Source organism: Rhodophyticola porphyridii, assembly GCF_003688285.1.
Classification (GTDB): Bacteria; Pseudomonadota; Alphaproteobacteria; order Rhodobacterales; family Rhodobacteraceae; genus Rhodophyticola; species Rhodophyticola porphyridii.
Window position 1 is genome coordinate 12,883 of record NZ_RCNT01000014.1, and the last position, 15,037, is coordinate 27,919.

Here is a 15,037-nt window from a genome sequence, read left to right on the forward strand (position 1 = left end):
AAGTCACCCTGTGCAAAGGAGCCATTCATGAAGGGGATTACCACGATCGGCCTTGATCTGGCCAAGAATGTTTTTCAGGTTCACGCGGTCGCTGCGGACGGCAAGGTCGTTCTTCGGCGGCAGGTGAGGCACGGGCAGCTCGGGATGTTCTTCTCGCGCCTGGCGCCCTGCCTGATCGGCATGGAGGCCTGTGCCGGGGCGCATTTCTGGGCCCGCGAACTGGCGAAGTTCGGTCATGATGTCCGGCTGATGCCGCCTGCCTACGTCAGGGCCTATGTCCGGCGGGGCAAGACTGATTCTGCGGACGCCGAAGCGATCTGTGAAGCGGTTGCGCGGCCCAACATGCGCTTCGTGCCCGTGAAGAGTGCTACGCAGCAGGCGTTGCTGATGCAGCATCGGGCGCGCGACTTCCTGGTGCGGCAGCTGACCCAGACCGTCAACGCGATCCGCGCCCATCTGGGCGAGTTCGGCATCGTCGTGGCCAGGGGCGTGCACAACATCGGGCGCCTGCTGGCCGCAGCCGAGGCGGCCGGTCTGCCGCCTGAGGCGCCTGCCGCTCGATCTGCTCGCCGCTCAGTTCCGCGACACGCAGGCGCGGATTGTCGCCATCACCGCCCGGATCCGGGCCGAGGCGGCGGACGAGGTCGCGCGCCGGTTGCAGACCATGCCCGGCATCGGCCCGATCACGGCGAGTGCGCTGGCCGCGACCCTGCCGAAAGTGTCGGCCTTCCGCTCGGGCCGCGACCTGGCGGCCTGGCTGGGGCTGACGCCGAAGGCCTATTCGAGCGGCGGCAAAGAGCGGCTGAGGAAGATCACGGAGATGGGCAACCGCTATCTCCGGCGCCTGCTCTATCTCGGCGCCATGGGCGTGATCTCGGCGCGCAGACGATCCGGTCCGGGCGAGGACTGGCTCAGCCGGCTGATCGCCACCAAACCGCTCAAACTCGCCGCCATTGCGCTGGCCAACCGCATAGTGCGAAGCCTATGGGCCATGCTGAGAACCGGCGAGACCTGGCGCGCGGCGTGACAACAGGAAGTTACAGGCCCCTCCCGGCCTGACCGAAATGGCGAGGGCAGCGTGAGGTGATGGCAAACTGACGGACAAAGGCCAAGAACACCCCGTTCGGACCGGAGCGCCTTCGAGCGCGTGCTATTGATTGGGACCCTCGCCACCGTGGACTTCATCATGGCGCGCGGGCAGAACCGCAACTTAGACGCCGAACACATGGCCGCACCCGACCAGTCGCCACAGATCACCGAAACCTTTGTCACGCCGGAGCCATCCATACATGGTCCGAGGACAATGGACGAGCGCGTACGTCGCGCGCGGGTCCCAATGAAGTACGCCTTCATCCGGGCGCATCGCGAGGAGTTCGGCGTCCGGGCCATGTGCCGGGTGCACTTCTCCGGATTCTATGCATGGCTCAAGGAACCGTTAAGCCACCGAGCGCAGGAGGATGCGCGTCAGACGGAGCTGATCCGGCAAGCCTGGGCCGACAGCGGCAAGGTCTACGGCTATCGCAAGCTGACGGGCGATCTGCGCGATCAGGCGAGAGCATCTCGGAGAACCGAGTGGCGCGGCTGGCATCGCAGGCCGGGATCGCGGCGCAGGTTGGCTACAGACGCCGCCCTGGCCGCTACGGCGGCAAGCCTGCCGTGGTTGCCGAGAACAGGCTGGAACAAAAGTTCGAGGCGGCGGCACCTGACCAGGTCTGGGTGACCGACATCACGTACATCAAGACCCATGAAGGCTGGCTGTCTCTCTGCGTCGTCATCGACCTGTTCTCGCGCCGGGTCGTCGGCTGGTCTGCCCAATCCCGCATGACCACCGACCTCGCCCTGCAGGCACTGCTGATGGCCGTCTGGCGACGAAAGCCCGCAGGTAGGGTCATGATGGTCCACTCGGACCAGGGTTCCCAACTCACCAGCCGGGAGTGGCAGACATTCCTGCGCCAGCATAACCTGGAACCGAGCATGAGCAGACGAGGCAATTGTCACGACAACGCGGTCGCCGAAAGCTTCTTCCAGTTGCTGAAGCGGGAGCGGATCAGGCGTCAGACCTAACCGACCCGCAATGCCGCATGTGTTCGAGTACATCGAACTATTTTACAACCCGAAACGCAAACACACGAACAACGGCATGCTGTCGCCCGTTGACTTTAAATAAGACAGCAGAAACTGATGGAGGCAGGTGTCTAGGAAACTAGGGGCACCTAAGTCGCTTTCGATACGCTGACCGCCAGCATCGGCGCGGCGCTCGCCGCCGACCGGACGCTTGGCGGGCTCTACGACTGGGGCGAGTCGGAAGCGCCGAGGCCGGTCGATCTGCCAGTCGAGGGCGCGGCCAGCCTGAAGGCCGCCGTGATCCCGGTGGTGCTGCACTATTCCACGGCCGATCCGTTCGGCTGATCCCGACAACCCCAGGAGAACACCATGGCGCGAGCCCAGGGGGCGCGGGCGCTGATGGCGCTTGCGTTCGAGACGAGGGGTGGCAGGCCTGCTCTGGTGAAGGGGTCCTTGATCACGGCGCGGGTTTTGCCCATGTTGCCGTACGTGTCGCGCGATAGGCCAAGGCAGGTGTGGCAGGCATCTGGCTAAAGGCATGGCGGGCCTGTTCTGCGGTCGGGAAAGGCGTATCGCGCTGGGCGTGGACAACGCGGGCACCCTAAGGCATCCCTCATCCTGATTGCGCGCAAACACGCTCATTGCTTACGCGCCTCGCGCGCCAGCATCGCTTCGCGTGCCATAGCCGTCATTCGGAAAAAACCGTGGGCCATTTTTGAATAGGGTGTGAGCAGAAAAAAGGTGAGTACGGCACCTAGATGCAGCGGGAGAAGCAGGCCAGCGGCCACGGTTCCGGTCGCGGCATAGAGCAACAGCCCCGACAAACTGACAAAGAACAACAGCAGAACGAAAGCCATCTCACCCCCCCACGCCGCGGGCGCACCCAGGTTCGGATCGGCTCTGGTCTTTAGCCAGGCCAGCCCGGCGGTCCCAAGACACAAGAGGACCCCCCCAGGCACACCGAATAGTTTGGGCAGGCTGAAGAGGCCATAAGGCGCCTCAAGCCCGAAGCCGTAATGCAGTACCGTACCGCTCGAAGTGGAGGCGAAGCACATCAGGAAGCCGTAGAGCGTCGCCTGATGGAAATGTCGGCGGGCCTGCGAAAATCGGTCCTCATCCTCGAAATTGCAGCCATCACCATGGCCACCTTCAAGGTTCTTCATCCGCCCGGCAGACCGGGTTGCCGACCAGACGTCGCCCAACGTAAGGCGACCGCCACCGACACTCTGCCAATAGCTCCGCAGCGAAAGGGCAATGGCTGCAAGCGGCAGCAGGAAGGCAGGTGTAAATACTGCCACCATCAGGCTGTGCGACATGTAGGCGTAGAACCCTTTGCCACTTTCGGGGCGCAGGGCCTGCGCCAACAAGAAAAGGAGCGCGAAGCCAAGCACAAGACCAACGGCAATAGCCACGCCCGAGCGATCGAAGAGCTTCGCAAGTCCGGCGGGCCAGGCATAAGCCTTCCAGCTGTCCTGCCGCACCTCTGCCAGTGCTTTTGGCAGGTTCAAATCGAACTCGTGAGGGGCGGTATACTGGCAGGCGTAATAACAGCCACGGCAGTTGTGGCAGAGGTTTGCCAGTTGCGTGATGTCGCCATCCGCGAACACCCGTTCGCGATGCAGAGCAGGAAAGACGGAGCAGTAGCCCTCGCAGTAGCGGCAAGCGTTGCAGATTTCGGCCTGACGGCGGGCTTCCTGGATCAGATCAATTTGCATGGGCCACCGCCTCCCGACCGGCGATGCGTCCAAAGACGGTTCCGATCGTCATGCCGAAGCCGGCGAGATAACCCTGCCCAAGGATCGAGCCTGCCATGGTCTCGCCCGCAGCCCAGAGGTTTGACATGGGCCGATTGCCAATGCTGCACTGCGCGTTCTCGTTGACCTTCAGGCCGAGATAGGTAAAGGTCACCCCGGTTCTGAGCGTGTAGCCGTAGAATGGCGCCTCGGTGATCGGGCGGGCCCAATTTGTCTTGGGCGGGGTCAGGCCCGACGTCGCAACACTGTCCAGTTCGGTGGGGTGGAAGGCGCTGGTATCGCCGCAGGCTGCATTGAACTCCTCCACCGTTGCGCAGAGCCTGTCGGCGGGTAGATTGAGTTTGCCGGCCAGATCCTCCAGAGTGTCCGCCTTGATGGGCGGGAAGACCGACGGCATGAACAATTCCAGTGACTTGGCATCGATGATGACGTAGCCGACCTGTTCGGGTTGCGCGGCCACAAGGCGTCCCCAGATCGCGTAGCGCTTGGGCCAGACATCCTCACCTTCATCGTAGAACCGCTCAGCGTCCTTGTTCACTACGATGGAGAATGGGACGCAGTCGAGGCGCGTGACGATCCCGCCATCGAATTTTGGCGCCCGCCCGTCGATGGCAACGGCGTGGCATTGGGTCGGATCACCGACCTGCTCGACGCCTTGCTCAAGAAGATCGGCCAGAACGACGCCGCGGTTGTAGGGGGTTCCACGGATCAGGAAGTTCTTCGCCGCCGGCCCCCAAGCCCGCGCGAGCCAGTCTGTATCCGCCTGAAACCCGCCCGAGGCCACGACAACGGCCTTGGGGGACACCCGGTGGGTTGTGCCGTTCTGGGTGAACTCAATGCCGTTGATCTTGCCGTCCTCGACATCCAGATGCGTAACCGGCGCCTCATAGCGGACCTCGATGCCAAGGGCTGCGGCGGTGCGGTAGTAGGCGTTCACGAGGCCCTTGCCGCCCCCAAGGAAGAATGCGTTTGTCCGCGACAACGACAGAGTCCCCGACAAAGACGGCTGGAACCGAACGCCGCGCTCCTCCATCCATGGCAAGCATTCCTCGGACCCGCGAATCGCCAGACGCGCCAGGTTTTCGTTGGTCTTGCCCCCGGTCACCTTGATGAGATCGTCAAAGTATTCCTGTTCGCTGTAGCTGTCTGTCAGAGGGCCGAGTGGCCGGGAATGCATGCAACGGAAGTTCCGAGTGTGACGGGAGTTTCCGCCGCGATAGGGCTTGGGCGCGGCTTCCAGAATAAGAACGCGCGCGCCCGCTTCGGCGGCCGTTATGGCCGCGCAAAGCGCCGCGTTGCCGCCGCCGATTACCGCGATGTCAAAGCTGTCGGTCATGGAATGATCCCTGCTGGCCTTTGCTAGCAACCGAAGTTTGATTTGACTAATGCATCTTTTGGAAAGATTGATGCAGTATGCGGATTAATTTTGACTTCATGGATCTCGAATCCTTCCTCGCGGTCATGGAAACCGGGTCCTTTCACGGCGCGTCAGAACGTCTGAGCCTGTCTCAATCCTCGGTTACGCGGCGGGTGCAGAAGCTGGAAACCGCCCTAGGTTCAACTCTTTTCGAGCGAACGACACGCGATGTCAGGCCGACCCTCGCGGCCAAGCGCCTGCGGCAGCGCGCGGAGGCGATCCTAGACGAGGTCAAGGAAACCACACGCGCCATGCGCGATGAAAACGCGGCTTTCGCGCATCAGCGGGCACAGAGCGTGACACTGGCGACGATCCCCACTGTGGTCTCGGGCCTTGTCGCGCCCGCTCTGCGCCGGTTCCGCGGCGATCACCAGGGCACGCGTGTTCGCATTCTCGACCTCGCGGCCAACGAGGTTGCGGAGGCCGTGGCGACGGGCGAGGTCGATTTCGGGGTGTGCTCGATTCCGCTTCTGGAGCCGGCGATCGAGTTTGAACTGGTGCTTAGTGATCCGATGGTCTTGGCCCTCGCGTCAGAGCATCCGCGCTGCCAGCAGACGGAAGTGGCGTGGTCGGACTTGTCGGGGGAGCCGTTGATCCTGCCAGCGCGGGGTACGGGCAACCGCCTGCTGATCGACGAAGCCCTGGCACGGACCAAATTGCCGGTGCGTTGGACCTACGAGGTCGGGCGATCCACCACCGCGCTCAATCTGGTGGCTGCTGGCGTGGGGGTGGCGCCGCTGCCGCTCTCGGCGATGGCAATGCGGGAGGGTAATGATATCGCCTGGAGGCACATGGCAGGCCCCAATATCTCCCGCCCCATAGGTCTCCTTCGACGGGCGGGGCAAAGGGACAGCGCTGCAGCCGCCTCCCTGATCGAGTGCATCCGAATTTGCGGCGCGAGATGGGCTGATGACCACCCCGCCTAGCTTCCGAAGAATGCACTCACCAGAAAACTGAGGCCCGCGAAGATGATTATGGCCTCGATGATCCTTGAATGCAGGGTTTGATCCATCCGGCGCACTAACCCGCTGGCCAACCAGGTTGCCGGCAGGGCGACCGCACCCATCGTAAGACCAATGATCGCCAAACGCGCGTCGAGCAGATCGAGCCACCAGAACGTCACCACTCGCGTGACGGCGTTCGTAATACCGATCACCGCGTCGGTGCCGAGCAATGCCGCCCCGTGAAGCCCGAATGTGTTCAATGCTGCGATCACGAACATACCCGATCCAACGGCCGTACCGCTGGCCGCGCCAAAAACGAAGCCGATCGCGACGATTGTGCTTATGCCGGGCTCGAACTGCGTCCGTTTGAGGAACCGCCGCAACGGCACAGCAGAGAGAAGCGCCACACCGAACACAGCCAAAAGGGCAAATTCTGGCAGCGTCTTTAGGATGGCCGCGCCTATCGCGAGGCCAGGCAGGGAAGACAGAATGAACTGGAACGCGAACCGCCAGTGGATTTCGCGCCGGTAGATGTAGACACGCCCGACATTGGCGCAGAGGGCGTAGACAGCGATGGCCGGAACGACCGCGCGCGGACCGATGATGGGCGTCAGGACGATTGCGAGGACAAAAGACCCACCGAAGCCCGCGACGCCGCTGACAAAGGCTGAAAGGAACGCCGCGCCGGCGACGAGTAACAACTCGCCCCCCGAAAACGGCACGTTAAACAGGTGCTCCATCTTGGTATCGTCGCTCTCTGCGGTTAATCAGTTTCATGCTTCACGCCGGCCAAAAGTTCGGGTACCGCGCGGCCCAGCACCTCCCGACTTATCCGGCGAAGTAGCTCGCCCGCAGGCGAGAGGGACCTTCCTTTGTAGGTCACGACGCCAAGGCTTCGGCTGATGACGGGATCGGAGATCGGAGTCGCCACGAGAGCGAGATCGAGACGCTTGAGTTGCACTAGAGTCGGGACCGCCGAGACGCCGAGGTTATGCCCCACGAAACCAAGAAGTGCGTTGAAGTGGCCAACCTCAAGATCTCCAGACAAGAACCGGATCTTGTCGCCCAGCGAGCGTTCCAAAAGGTTTGCCGTGCCGCTGCCCGCACGCATTTTGATGAAGTTGTGCTGCGCCACGTCCTGCCAAGTCAGGTTTGACGCGCCTGCAAGAGGGTGATCCCGATGGCTGATCAGTACGAAGCGATCTTCGAAAAGCGGTTCGAAATCCAGGTCGGGATGTCCTTCACCGAATTGCGCAATGGCAAGTTCGGCCTCCCGGCGAAGCACACGTTCCAACGCGCCGGGGCTGGAACTCACACTCAGGCGCACCCGGACATTCGGACCCTCGGCTTTGAACTTGGCGATCACCTCGGGCAAGAGCGTGTCGGCCAGCGTCATGTTGCTGGCGACGGAAACGGTACCCGTGCGAACTTGTATAAGATCACGGATATCGCTCAGCGACTTGTTGAATTCCTCCACGATGCGCTGGGCCTCAGGCAGGAACTCCTGGCCTACCATTGAAACCGATACGCGGCGGGTCGTTCGGTCCAGCAAACGTGCACCGAGCGCCTCCTCCAGTTTCTTGATTCGCCGCGACAGGGCCGACTGCGTGATGTTCAGTTCATCGGCCGCACGGGCGAAACCGCCGAATTCGGAAACGGCGACAAACGCTTGAAGATCGTCGAGTTTTATCTGCATGACGGCTTACATATTCCCAAATCTCATCAATATTTGATTTTTTTGAGTTTGTGGAAGCTATCAAGGAATGACAGCATCTGCATTACCAAAATTCCGGCGGACGTGGTGGAGGACCGCTTGCCGCCATAGAGGGAGGACCCACACATGATACCTTTCACCCGGCGCGTTGCGCTTGGCATGGCTGCGGCGGCGATGCTCGCCCCGACCCATTCCATCGCGCAGGACTTCAGCCTTGAGGGCGAAACGGTCACCTGGATTGTGCCGTTCAGCGAAGGCGGCGGCACTGACCGTTTGACCCGTCTCCTTGCATCCACGCTGACCGAACACCTTCCGGGCAACCCTAACATCATAGTACTGAACCAGCCGGGCGGCGGTTCCGTGACAGCAGCAAACGCATTCCATACCGATGCGCCGAACGACGGCACGACGCTGATCATGGCCTCGACATCGACATTTCTGCCCGTACTCCTGGGATCGAACGTCGCGGAATACGACCCCAATGATTGGGTTGCGATTACCGGCTTTGCTAGGGGGGCCACCATCTACGGCATCACCGAGGAACTTGGTGTGGGCGGCACAGATCCGGCCGCTGACCATGAGGCGCTGATCAACGCGGACATCCGCTTCGGGTTGGAAACCCCGATTTCGGCCGAGATGCTGGACCTTGTTTCGCTTCACCTACTGGGCATCGACGCACGGGTGATCTTCGGCCTCAGCTCTTCCGATGCGGAAGCCGCTTTCCTGCGCGGCGAAATGAACCTGAACACCGACAATATCCGATCCTACACCGGTGACTGGGGTGACGACCCGACCGTGAATCCAATCTGGACATACGGCGTGATCGGCGAGGACGGCAGTCTGCTCGAAGATCCGGACCTACCCGATGTTCCAACCTTCCAAGAGTTTTACGAAGCCGCCATCGGCGAAGCGCCGAGTGGCCTCGGCTATCAGCTGCAACAGGCGCTGATGAACGCTAAGGTGATGATATCCAAGGCCATCATGCTGCCGCCTGGAACTCCGGACCCCATCCGGGACGCCTATATCACGGCAATGCAGGCGGTCCTGCAGGATCCCGAGGTCGTGGCGGCTTTGCCTCGCGAGGTGGGCTCAATGCCTCTCAACTTTGGTTCGGAGACCCAGCGTGCGATCGCTGCGGGTACGTCCATGGACCCCGAGGTCCGCGACTGGGCGAACGCTTTTCTGATGGAGAACTATGATACCTCCCTCGACTGACTTAATGGCCAGTCGAGGTGCCTGCGCCACATGATTGGCGCAGGCACCCCAAGTAGATCGTGTCGGTATTTTACCGAAATTCCTGCTCATCCTCCGATCTGGGGACCTTCATGCTTGACGCTGCCCTTGTTGCCCTGTCGCAGCTTTCCGATCCTACGACGCTGCTCGCACTGATTGCCGGCGTCGTGATGGGGCTTTTGGTCGGTATCCTACCAGGGCTGGGCGGAACTGCCGGCCTTGCACTCCTCCTGCCATTCGTCTTCGGTATGGACCCCACCCCCGCCTTGGCCATGATGATCGGACTGACAGCGGTCACGACTACGTCAGACACTTTTCCATCGGTGTTGATGGGTATTCCAGGCACCTCCGGTTCACAAGCGACCGTTATGGACGGTTTTCCCATGGCAAAGCGCGGCGAAGGGACCCGTGCGCTGTCCGCGGCGTTTGTATCCTCACTATTCGGCGGCATCTTTGGCGCATTTGTCCTTTCTTTTGCCGTTGTCGCCGCAAAACCCATCATCTTGTCGATCGGATTTGGCGAACAGTTCATGCTCGTTGTGCTGGCCTTATCGATGGTCGGTATTCTAACGGGGATCAATGTTTGGAAGGGCCTTGCGGCCTGTGCCCTCGGCCTGATGCTGGGGGCGCTCGGCGCGGCGCCGCTATCCGGGGTGCAGCGCGCGACCTTCGGAACCGACTATCTCCTCGATCCATTGCCACTGGTCATCGTTGGTTTGGCAATGTTCGCCACGCCCGAAATTATCGACCTTCTGCGCCGTCAATCGACGATCTCGCAAACGGGCAAGCTTGGCAGTGGATGGCTCAAGGGTTTGCGTGATTGGGCGTCCAACTGGTGGCTGTCGCTGCGCTGCGCCGTCATCGGCTGCATCGTGGGTGCACTGCCGGGCCTCGGCGGCAGCGTAGTGGACTGGATCGCTTATGGCCACGCCATCCAAACAACCAAAAACCGTGAAAAATACGGCACCGGCGACGTTCGAGGTGTTGTCGCACCCGAGTCGGCAAACAACGCTAAGGAGGGCGGAGCCCTTGTCCCCACGCTGCTTCTCGGCATCCCGGGGTCGGGATCCATGGCCATCCTTCTCGGCGGCCTTCTCATCATCGGGATCGATCCCGGCGTTGAAATGGTCACTGACCACCTGGACCTTGTGTATGTGATCATCTGGTCTCTTGCACTGGCCAACGTCTTAGGCGCGGGCATTGCCTTTGTACTCGCACCCCAGATCGCGAAGTTGACCACCGTCCGTTACGTCCTGCTCGCCCCTTTCATGTTTGGAATTATCTTCTTCGCCGCATTCCAGGCGACTCGCGGCTGGGGTGACCTAATAGCGCTGTTCCTCTTGAGCGTACTCGGCGTGTACATGAAGCGCTTCGGCTGGCCGCGTCCCGCACTGCTCATCGGCTTCGTTCTTGCCGAGAATGTCGAGTCCTCCGTGTATCAGACGGTTGCGCTCTACGGCGCTACGTTCCTGCAGCGTCCCGTTGTGATCGTGTTGCTGATCCTGACTCTCCTGTCGGTTGCAGCGGCCGTGTTCTACAAGACGACGCATCACGACCCGATGACAGAGGACTCCCCCTACAAATCGACTGGTCTAGGGCCGCAGTGGGTGTTTTTCGCCGGTGTGGTAGCCTTCACGCTCTACATCCTCCTGGATGCTCAGTCCTACAACCAACTCACCGGGCTTTACCCGACAGTCGCCGCCTGCGTTGGACTGGCCTGCCTCGTTCCGCTGGGACTGAACATGGCGTTTCGTCGCACGCCCGGAGCGACGTTCTTCGATGCTGAGCACGGGAGCGGTGCGCCGGGCGATGAATGTCGCTCCGCCGAGTTTTTTCTGGGCCTGCTCTTGGGGATGCTCCTTCTCTCGTCCCTCGTCGGCTACGTGCTAGGCATCGCACTCTTCATCTTCCTGTTCCTGTGGAAATGGGCGGAAGTGAAGAGCCATTTCGCAGCCCTTGGAGCAATTGCATTCGTGCTCTTCCTTGGGATCCTGTCCGATCAACTGACACTACGGTATCCAACCGGCCTCTTGCAGGGGTACCTAGGCGTCGATCTTCCATGGCCGCTGCAGTGACGAGGGAGAGAGCATGAACCATCCGTCCCACCCAGATCCGACCACGGGCGCAAAAAGCGCCGAAACTGTTTTGGCGGATTACATCGCCTCGGCCTGTGACGCGGCCCTGCCTAGTGCGGTCGCCCTTCGTACCCGCTGCCACCTCCTCGACACGCTGGCGGCAATACTATCGGGTCGTTTCCTCGCCGCGGGTGCCTTCGGCTACCGCTTCGTTGAAAGTATGGGCGAGATGCGCGGTGCCACGCTTCTCGGTGACACTCGGCAGAGCACCTTAGAATATGCAGCCTTCGCCAATGCCATGGCGGCTCATGCCGACGAGACCGATGACAGCCATGTTCGCGGTCGGTTTCATCCCGGCTGTGGCGTCGTTCCAGCAGCGCTCGCTGTAGGGGAGGGCCGCGGCGCCACGTCTGACGTGCTTCTGCGTGCCATCGCACTTGGCTATGACGTAGGGGCACGCTCCACGATCGCGCTTGGGTTCACCAACCCGCGCACGACGAACTTTTCGACCCATTCTTTCGGCACGCTCTTCGGCGCTGCGGCGTCATCGGGCGCCCTGATGGGTTTGTCCGCGGAGCAATCGGAGGCGCTTCTGTCCTTCACTGTCCAGCAAGCCTCGGGGCTGTCCTACTGGAACCGCGATCCTGACCATGTTGAAAAGGCGTTTGACTTCGGTGCGAAGAGTGCGCGGAACGGTGTCTTCGCGGCGCTCTTGGCCAAGGCCGGTATGACGGCACCCGACCATCCGTTGACCGGGCCACGTAGCTACCTTGAAGCATATGCCGAAAACCCGATGCCTGAGGCGCTGACCGATGGGCTTGGCAGCCGGTTCGAGGTCGCGCACTCGACGATCAAGAAATGGTCGGTCGGCTCACCTCTGCAATCCGTACTGGATGCCGTGAGCGAGGTTTTCGACCGAACGCCGACGCCGTCCGACGCCATCGCGGAGATCGTGGTGCATCTTCCTTCGAACCGCATCCACGTCGTGGATGATAAACACATGCCGGCGGTCTGCGCGCAGCACCTCGTTGCGCTTGCGACATTGCGAGGCCCGGTCAGCTTTGCTGCATCACACGACACCGCTCTGATGCAGGACCCTGAAATTCTCGCGCTGCGCCAGAAGATCCGCCTCGTCTCGGATGAAGCGCTCACCCACGCCAAGCCTGAACGTCAGTCGATCGTCGCCGTTCGCATGGCGAACGGGGAGGAGCGTCGCCACCACGCAAAAGTCGTCCGCGGCACGCCCGACGATCAGATGTGCGCGGAAGAAGTTGCGGCGAAGGCCAGAGACATCTTGGCGCCGCTCCTGCGGGACGGCGGCGAACGGCTAATCACCATGTGCCTAGAAGAGGATTTCTCCGTGGCGGACCTTTCCGCCGCCTGCGCTATCAGTTCCAGCCTCGAACGAAGTACACTGACATGGAAATGAGCGTGGAAAAAACCGTCAGTGGTAGCATTGCCGACTTCGTCGCAGGCACTGATTTCGATGACCTTCCAAAGGATGTCGTCGAAGTCGCTAAGCGCTGCATCGTGGACGGCACAGGCGTCATGCTTGCGGGTTCGACCGAGCCCTGCGCGCAGATTGCTCGATCCTACCTGACTGAAATCGCCGGGAAAGAAGAGGCCGCTACCCTTGGCGCAGGGAGTCTTAGGGCGCCTGCGCATCTCGTTGCGCTTGCCAATGGCGTCGCGGGACATGCGCTCGACTGGGACGACACCGCGCTTTCACTCAAGAAAGACCGCTCGGTCCTCATCCACCCCACAATGCAGCCGCTTTGTTCCGGTCTTGCAGTGGGCGAGGTCGTAGGGGCGTCGGGGCGCGAGCTTCTGACTGCTTTTGCACTAGGCTTCGATGTGCAGGTCAAGATCGCCGAGGCCATAGCACCTGAGCATTTCGCAGGCGGGCGTGGGTTTCACAGCAGCGGCACCATTGGGGTCTTCGGCTCGACAGTCACCGCGGCCAAACTGATGGGCCTCGACGAGGAACAGATCCGCCACGCGCTCGCGATCGCGGCCACCATGTCGGCGGGGCTTGGTGTCAATCACGGCACGATGTCGAAACCGCTGAACGTGGGTCGGGCCTCAGAAACCGGCGTGACAGCGGCCAGGCTGGCGCGCCTTGGGTTCGACGGACCCGCACGGGCCTTCGAAGCCGGACGTGGCTTCTTCGAAGCTTTCGGCGGTGGATTCGCGCCGGATCGGCTGTTTGATCGCCTTGGACAGCCTTGGGCTTTGCTCGATCCTGGTACATCGGTGAAGCCCTATCCATCCGGCGTGGTCGGTCATCCCGGTATGGATGCCATGAAGACGTTGGTCATCGAACATGGCATTGAGGGTGAAGACGTTGATCGCGTGATCATCCGAACGGGTCCAAACGTCATCAACCCTGGGCCTTTGAGGATCGACCATGCGACGACTGCGTTGGAGGGGAAATTCTGCGTTCCATTCCAGATGGCCGCGATCATCCTACGTCGGACGGCGGGCCTATCCGAATTCTCCGACGAATTCGTCGGCTCCGAGGAATGCCAGATGCTGCAACGCAAGGTCGAAGCCATGCTCGATCCGGAGATCGCTGCGCTTGGAAAAGGTCGGATCGTCTTCGAAATCGAGCTCTGGACGCGCGATAGCCGATGCTACATTCAGCGCTCCGAAGACCACTACCGGGGTGGACCTCGCAATCCGCTCAGTTGGGGAGAGCTCGGCGAGAAGTTCTGCGATTGTGCTGCAAGGGTCCTCACCCGCGAGCGAGCTGAGAAGGCAATAACGCAGGTAAGGTCCCTAGAGGACGAACCCGGCATCAGTTCTCTTGTGAAGCTTCTGAGCGGTGTAGGAGTATAGCAGGGACAGCGTCAGTCCAGCTCATCCGTTTGTTCGAACAGCCTATTCCAGGGCCAGGACCCATAACCAATAGATGACAGTGGCCGCGAGGGCGCTGGCTGAGAGGAAGACCTTCGGACCTCGCTCGTATCGGGTTACCGGCCAGTTCCTGCAGCGTGATCCCATCGGCTTCGCGTCCGGCGACTTCAACCTATACGCCTATGTGGAGAACGATCTGTGCAACTGGACGGATCCGAGTGGGTTGACCCAGGCCGGCCAATACGGAAACCTGGCCCGCGGCACGACGCAAACCGCCCGGGGTGCGGTCGGCATCATCGGAGGCGGCGTTTTGAACCTCGCGAACGCCATCCGCGCCTCCCTCATAACAGGCGCGGCGGTCGCAACGGGCGTTGCGATGAACAGAGTGGGGATGGAAACGATGTAAGCCAAGAAGATGATACTGAAAAAGATGACCTTGAGCGTCCGTACAACCCGGAGGACTTGCATTTTCCGGAGGGGAGGGCCGAGCATATTCTCGATGGGGACAGGACCTGTGATGGCCATCGTGCGGGGACAGGGCGTCCCGGGAAATCAGAGTTTCCTCCAAGCATGTCAGATGATGAGATTTTGGGCGTGATTGAGGAGGTGGCGACTAACGGTGATGTGAGGGGGCCGACCCGAACCCCGGGCGGAGTTCGCGTAGGCGGTGTCGTTGATGGCATTGAAATCGAAGTCGTGGTTGGTCCAGATGGTGGAATACGAACGCGGTGGCCGGTGAGCGAGCCAAGCGTAGTGAGGAATCCGCGTTAATGAATGAACGGGAAATGATAGCTATATTGGAACGAGCACTCGACTACGCAAAGCGCGCTGAGCTTGAGACAGGCTACGCGCGGGGATATGACCTGCTCCCCTTGGAGTCCGCGTTTATAGGTTAGCTCTGTTCAGGGTTTGGTCCTCTTCTGACCGTTTGTGATACTCCCAAGGGGTGAGCCCGTCGAGGCTCGAGTGTGGGCGGTGAT

At 61.3% G+C, this 15,037-nt stretch carries 12 protein-coding genes and 3 pseudogenes; 10 read left to right on the top strand and 5 right to left on the bottom strand.

The window, feature by feature from the left end; translation table 11 throughout:
- The first annotated feature begins 27 nt into the window (after positions 1–27).
- The 3 pseudogenes from D9R08_RS18455 to D9R08_RS19490 all read left to right on the top strand — a co-directional run.
- A pseudogene (locus D9R08_RS18455) lies at positions 28–1,027 on the top strand (IS110 family RNA-guided transposase).
- A gap of 285 nt (positions 1,028–1,312) precedes the next feature.
- Positions 1,313–2,199, top strand: a pseudogene (locus D9R08_RS18460) (IS3 family transposase); the annotation flags it as partial.
- A 21-nt stretch (positions 2,200–2,220) separates the two neighbouring features.
- Positions 2,221–2,409, top strand: a pseudogene (locus tag D9R08_RS19490) (acyl-CoA transferase); the annotation flags it as partial.
- Positions 2,410–2,702: 293 nt separating this feature from the next.
- On the opposite strand, the gene tcuB reads toward D9R08_RS19490, so the two are convergent.
- Genes tcuB through D9R08_RS19660 form a run of 3 tightly spaced genes read right to left on the bottom strand, consistent with a single transcriptional unit; the run spans position 2,703 to position 5,254 of the window.
- On the bottom strand, positions 2,703–3,779 hold the full coding sequence (tcuB, locus tag D9R08_RS18470) for a tricarballylate utilization 4Fe-4S protein TcuB (RefSeq protein ID WP_121899601.1): 1,077 nt from the start codon (positions 3,777–3,779) through the stop codon (positions 2,703–2,705).
- A complete protein-coding gene (tcuA, locus tag D9R08_RS18475) occupies positions 3,769–5,154 on the bottom strand; it encodes an FAD-dependent tricarballylate dehydrogenase TcuA (protein WP_121899602.1) in 1,386 nt (461 codons plus the stop codon). Before tcuA ends, tcuB begins: the two co-directional genes overlap by 11 nt.
- A 46-nt stretch (positions 5,155–5,200) precedes the next feature.
- Positions 5,201–5,254, bottom strand: a complete 54-nt coding sequence (locus D9R08_RS19660) for a hypothetical protein (protein WP_407690621.1) — start codon at positions 5,252–5,254, stop codon at positions 5,201–5,203.
- Here D9R08_RS19660 and D9R08_RS18485 point away from each other — a divergent pair.
- On the top strand, positions 5,232–6,161 hold the full coding sequence (locus D9R08_RS18485; RefSeq protein ID WP_121899603.1) for a LysR family transcriptional regulator: 930 nt from the start codon (positions 5,232–5,234) through the stop codon (positions 6,159–6,161). The genes D9R08_RS19660 and D9R08_RS18485 overlap by 23 nt on opposite strands.
- Here D9R08_RS18485 and D9R08_RS18490 read toward each other — a convergent pair.
- Entirely contained in the window at positions 6,158–6,919 is a 762-nt protein-coding gene (locus tag D9R08_RS18490) for a sulfite exporter TauE/SafE family protein (protein ID WP_121899604.1), read from the bottom strand. The two genes, D9R08_RS18485 and D9R08_RS18490, sit on opposite strands and share 4 nt — an antisense overlap.
- A 23-nt stretch (positions 6,920–6,942) precedes the next feature.
- Positions 6,943–7,875: a LysR family transcriptional regulator gene (locus D9R08_RS18495; RefSeq protein ID WP_121899605.1), complete on the bottom strand. Its 933-nt coding sequence runs from the start codon at positions 7,873–7,875 to the stop codon at positions 6,943–6,945.
- Positions 7,876–8,019: 144 nt separating this feature from the next.
- Between D9R08_RS18495 and D9R08_RS18500 the strand changes: the two genes are divergently transcribed.
- From D9R08_RS18500 to D9R08_RS19665, 6 genes are all read left to right on the top strand, one after another.
- A complete protein-coding gene (locus D9R08_RS18500; RefSeq protein WP_121899606.1) occupies positions 8,020–9,108 on the top strand; it encodes a Bug family tripartite tricarboxylate transporter substrate binding protein in 1,089 nt (362 codons plus the stop codon).
- 110 nt (positions 9,109–9,218) lie between these two features.
- Complete coding sequence (locus D9R08_RS18505) at positions 9,219–11,201, top strand: tripartite tricarboxylate transporter permease (RefSeq protein WP_121899607.1); 1,983 nt, start codon at positions 9,219–9,221, stop codon at positions 11,199–11,201.
- A 13-nt stretch (positions 11,202–11,214) separates the two neighbouring features.
- Entirely contained in the window at positions 11,215–12,630 is a 1,416-nt protein-coding gene (locus D9R08_RS18510) for an MmgE/PrpD family protein (RefSeq protein ID WP_121899608.1), read from the top strand.
- Entirely contained in the window at positions 12,621–14,039 is a 1,419-nt protein-coding gene (locus tag D9R08_RS18515) for an MmgE/PrpD family protein (protein WP_121899609.1), read from the top strand. The genes D9R08_RS18510 and D9R08_RS18515 overlap by 10 nt, the downstream gene beginning before the upstream one ends.
- Positions 14,040–14,202: 163 nt before the next feature.
- Entirely contained in the window at positions 14,203–14,463 is a 261-nt protein-coding gene (locus tag D9R08_RS18520) for an RHS repeat-associated core domain-containing protein (RefSeq protein WP_233557584.1), read from the top strand.
- A 56-nt stretch (positions 14,464–14,519) separates the two neighbouring features.
- A complete protein-coding gene (locus D9R08_RS19665; RefSeq protein ID WP_407690620.1) occupies positions 14,520–14,828 on the top strand; it encodes an EndoU domain-containing protein in 309 nt (102 codons plus the stop codon).
- The last annotated feature ends 209 nt before the right edge of the window (positions 14,829–15,037 follow it).

What these genes read in the sequence shown, in the direction of transcription:
- D9R08_RS18495 (WP_121899605.1), bottom strand. Translation starts at nt 7,875, where the DNA reads ATGCAGATAAAACTCGACGATCTTCAAGCGTTTGTCGCCGTTTCCGAA.
- tcuA (WP_121899602.1), bottom strand. Translation starts at nt 5,154, where the DNA reads ATGACCGACAGCTTTGACATCGCGGTAATCGGCGGCGGCAACGCGGCG.
- D9R08_RS18485 (WP_121899603.1), top strand. Translation starts at nt 5,232, where the DNA reads ATGCGGATTAATTTTGACTTCATGGATCTCGAATCCTTCCTCGCGGTC.
- D9R08_RS18515 (WP_121899609.1), top strand. Translation starts at nt 12,621, where the DNA reads ATGGAAATGAGCGTGGAAAAAACCGTCAGTGGTAGCATTGCCGACTTC.
- D9R08_RS18505 (WP_121899607.1), top strand. Translation starts at nt 9,219, where the DNA reads ATGCTTGACGCTGCCCTTGTTGCCCTGTCGCAGCTTTCCGATCCTACG.
- D9R08_RS18500 (WP_121899606.1), top strand. Translation starts at nt 8,020, where the DNA reads ATGATACCTTTCACCCGGCGCGTTGCGCTTGGCATGGCTGCGGCGGCG.
- D9R08_RS18490 (WP_121899604.1), bottom strand. Translation starts at nt 6,919, where the DNA reads ATGGAGCACCTGTTTAACGTGCCGTTTTCGGGGGGCGAGTTGTTACTC.
- D9R08_RS18510 (WP_121899608.1), top strand. Translation starts at nt 11,215, where the DNA reads ATGAACCATCCGTCCCACCCAGATCCGACCACGGGCGCAAAAAGCGCC.
- tcuB (WP_121899601.1), bottom strand. Translation starts at nt 3,779, where the DNA reads ATGCAAATTGATCTGATCCAGGAAGCCCGCCGTCAGGCCGAAATCTGC.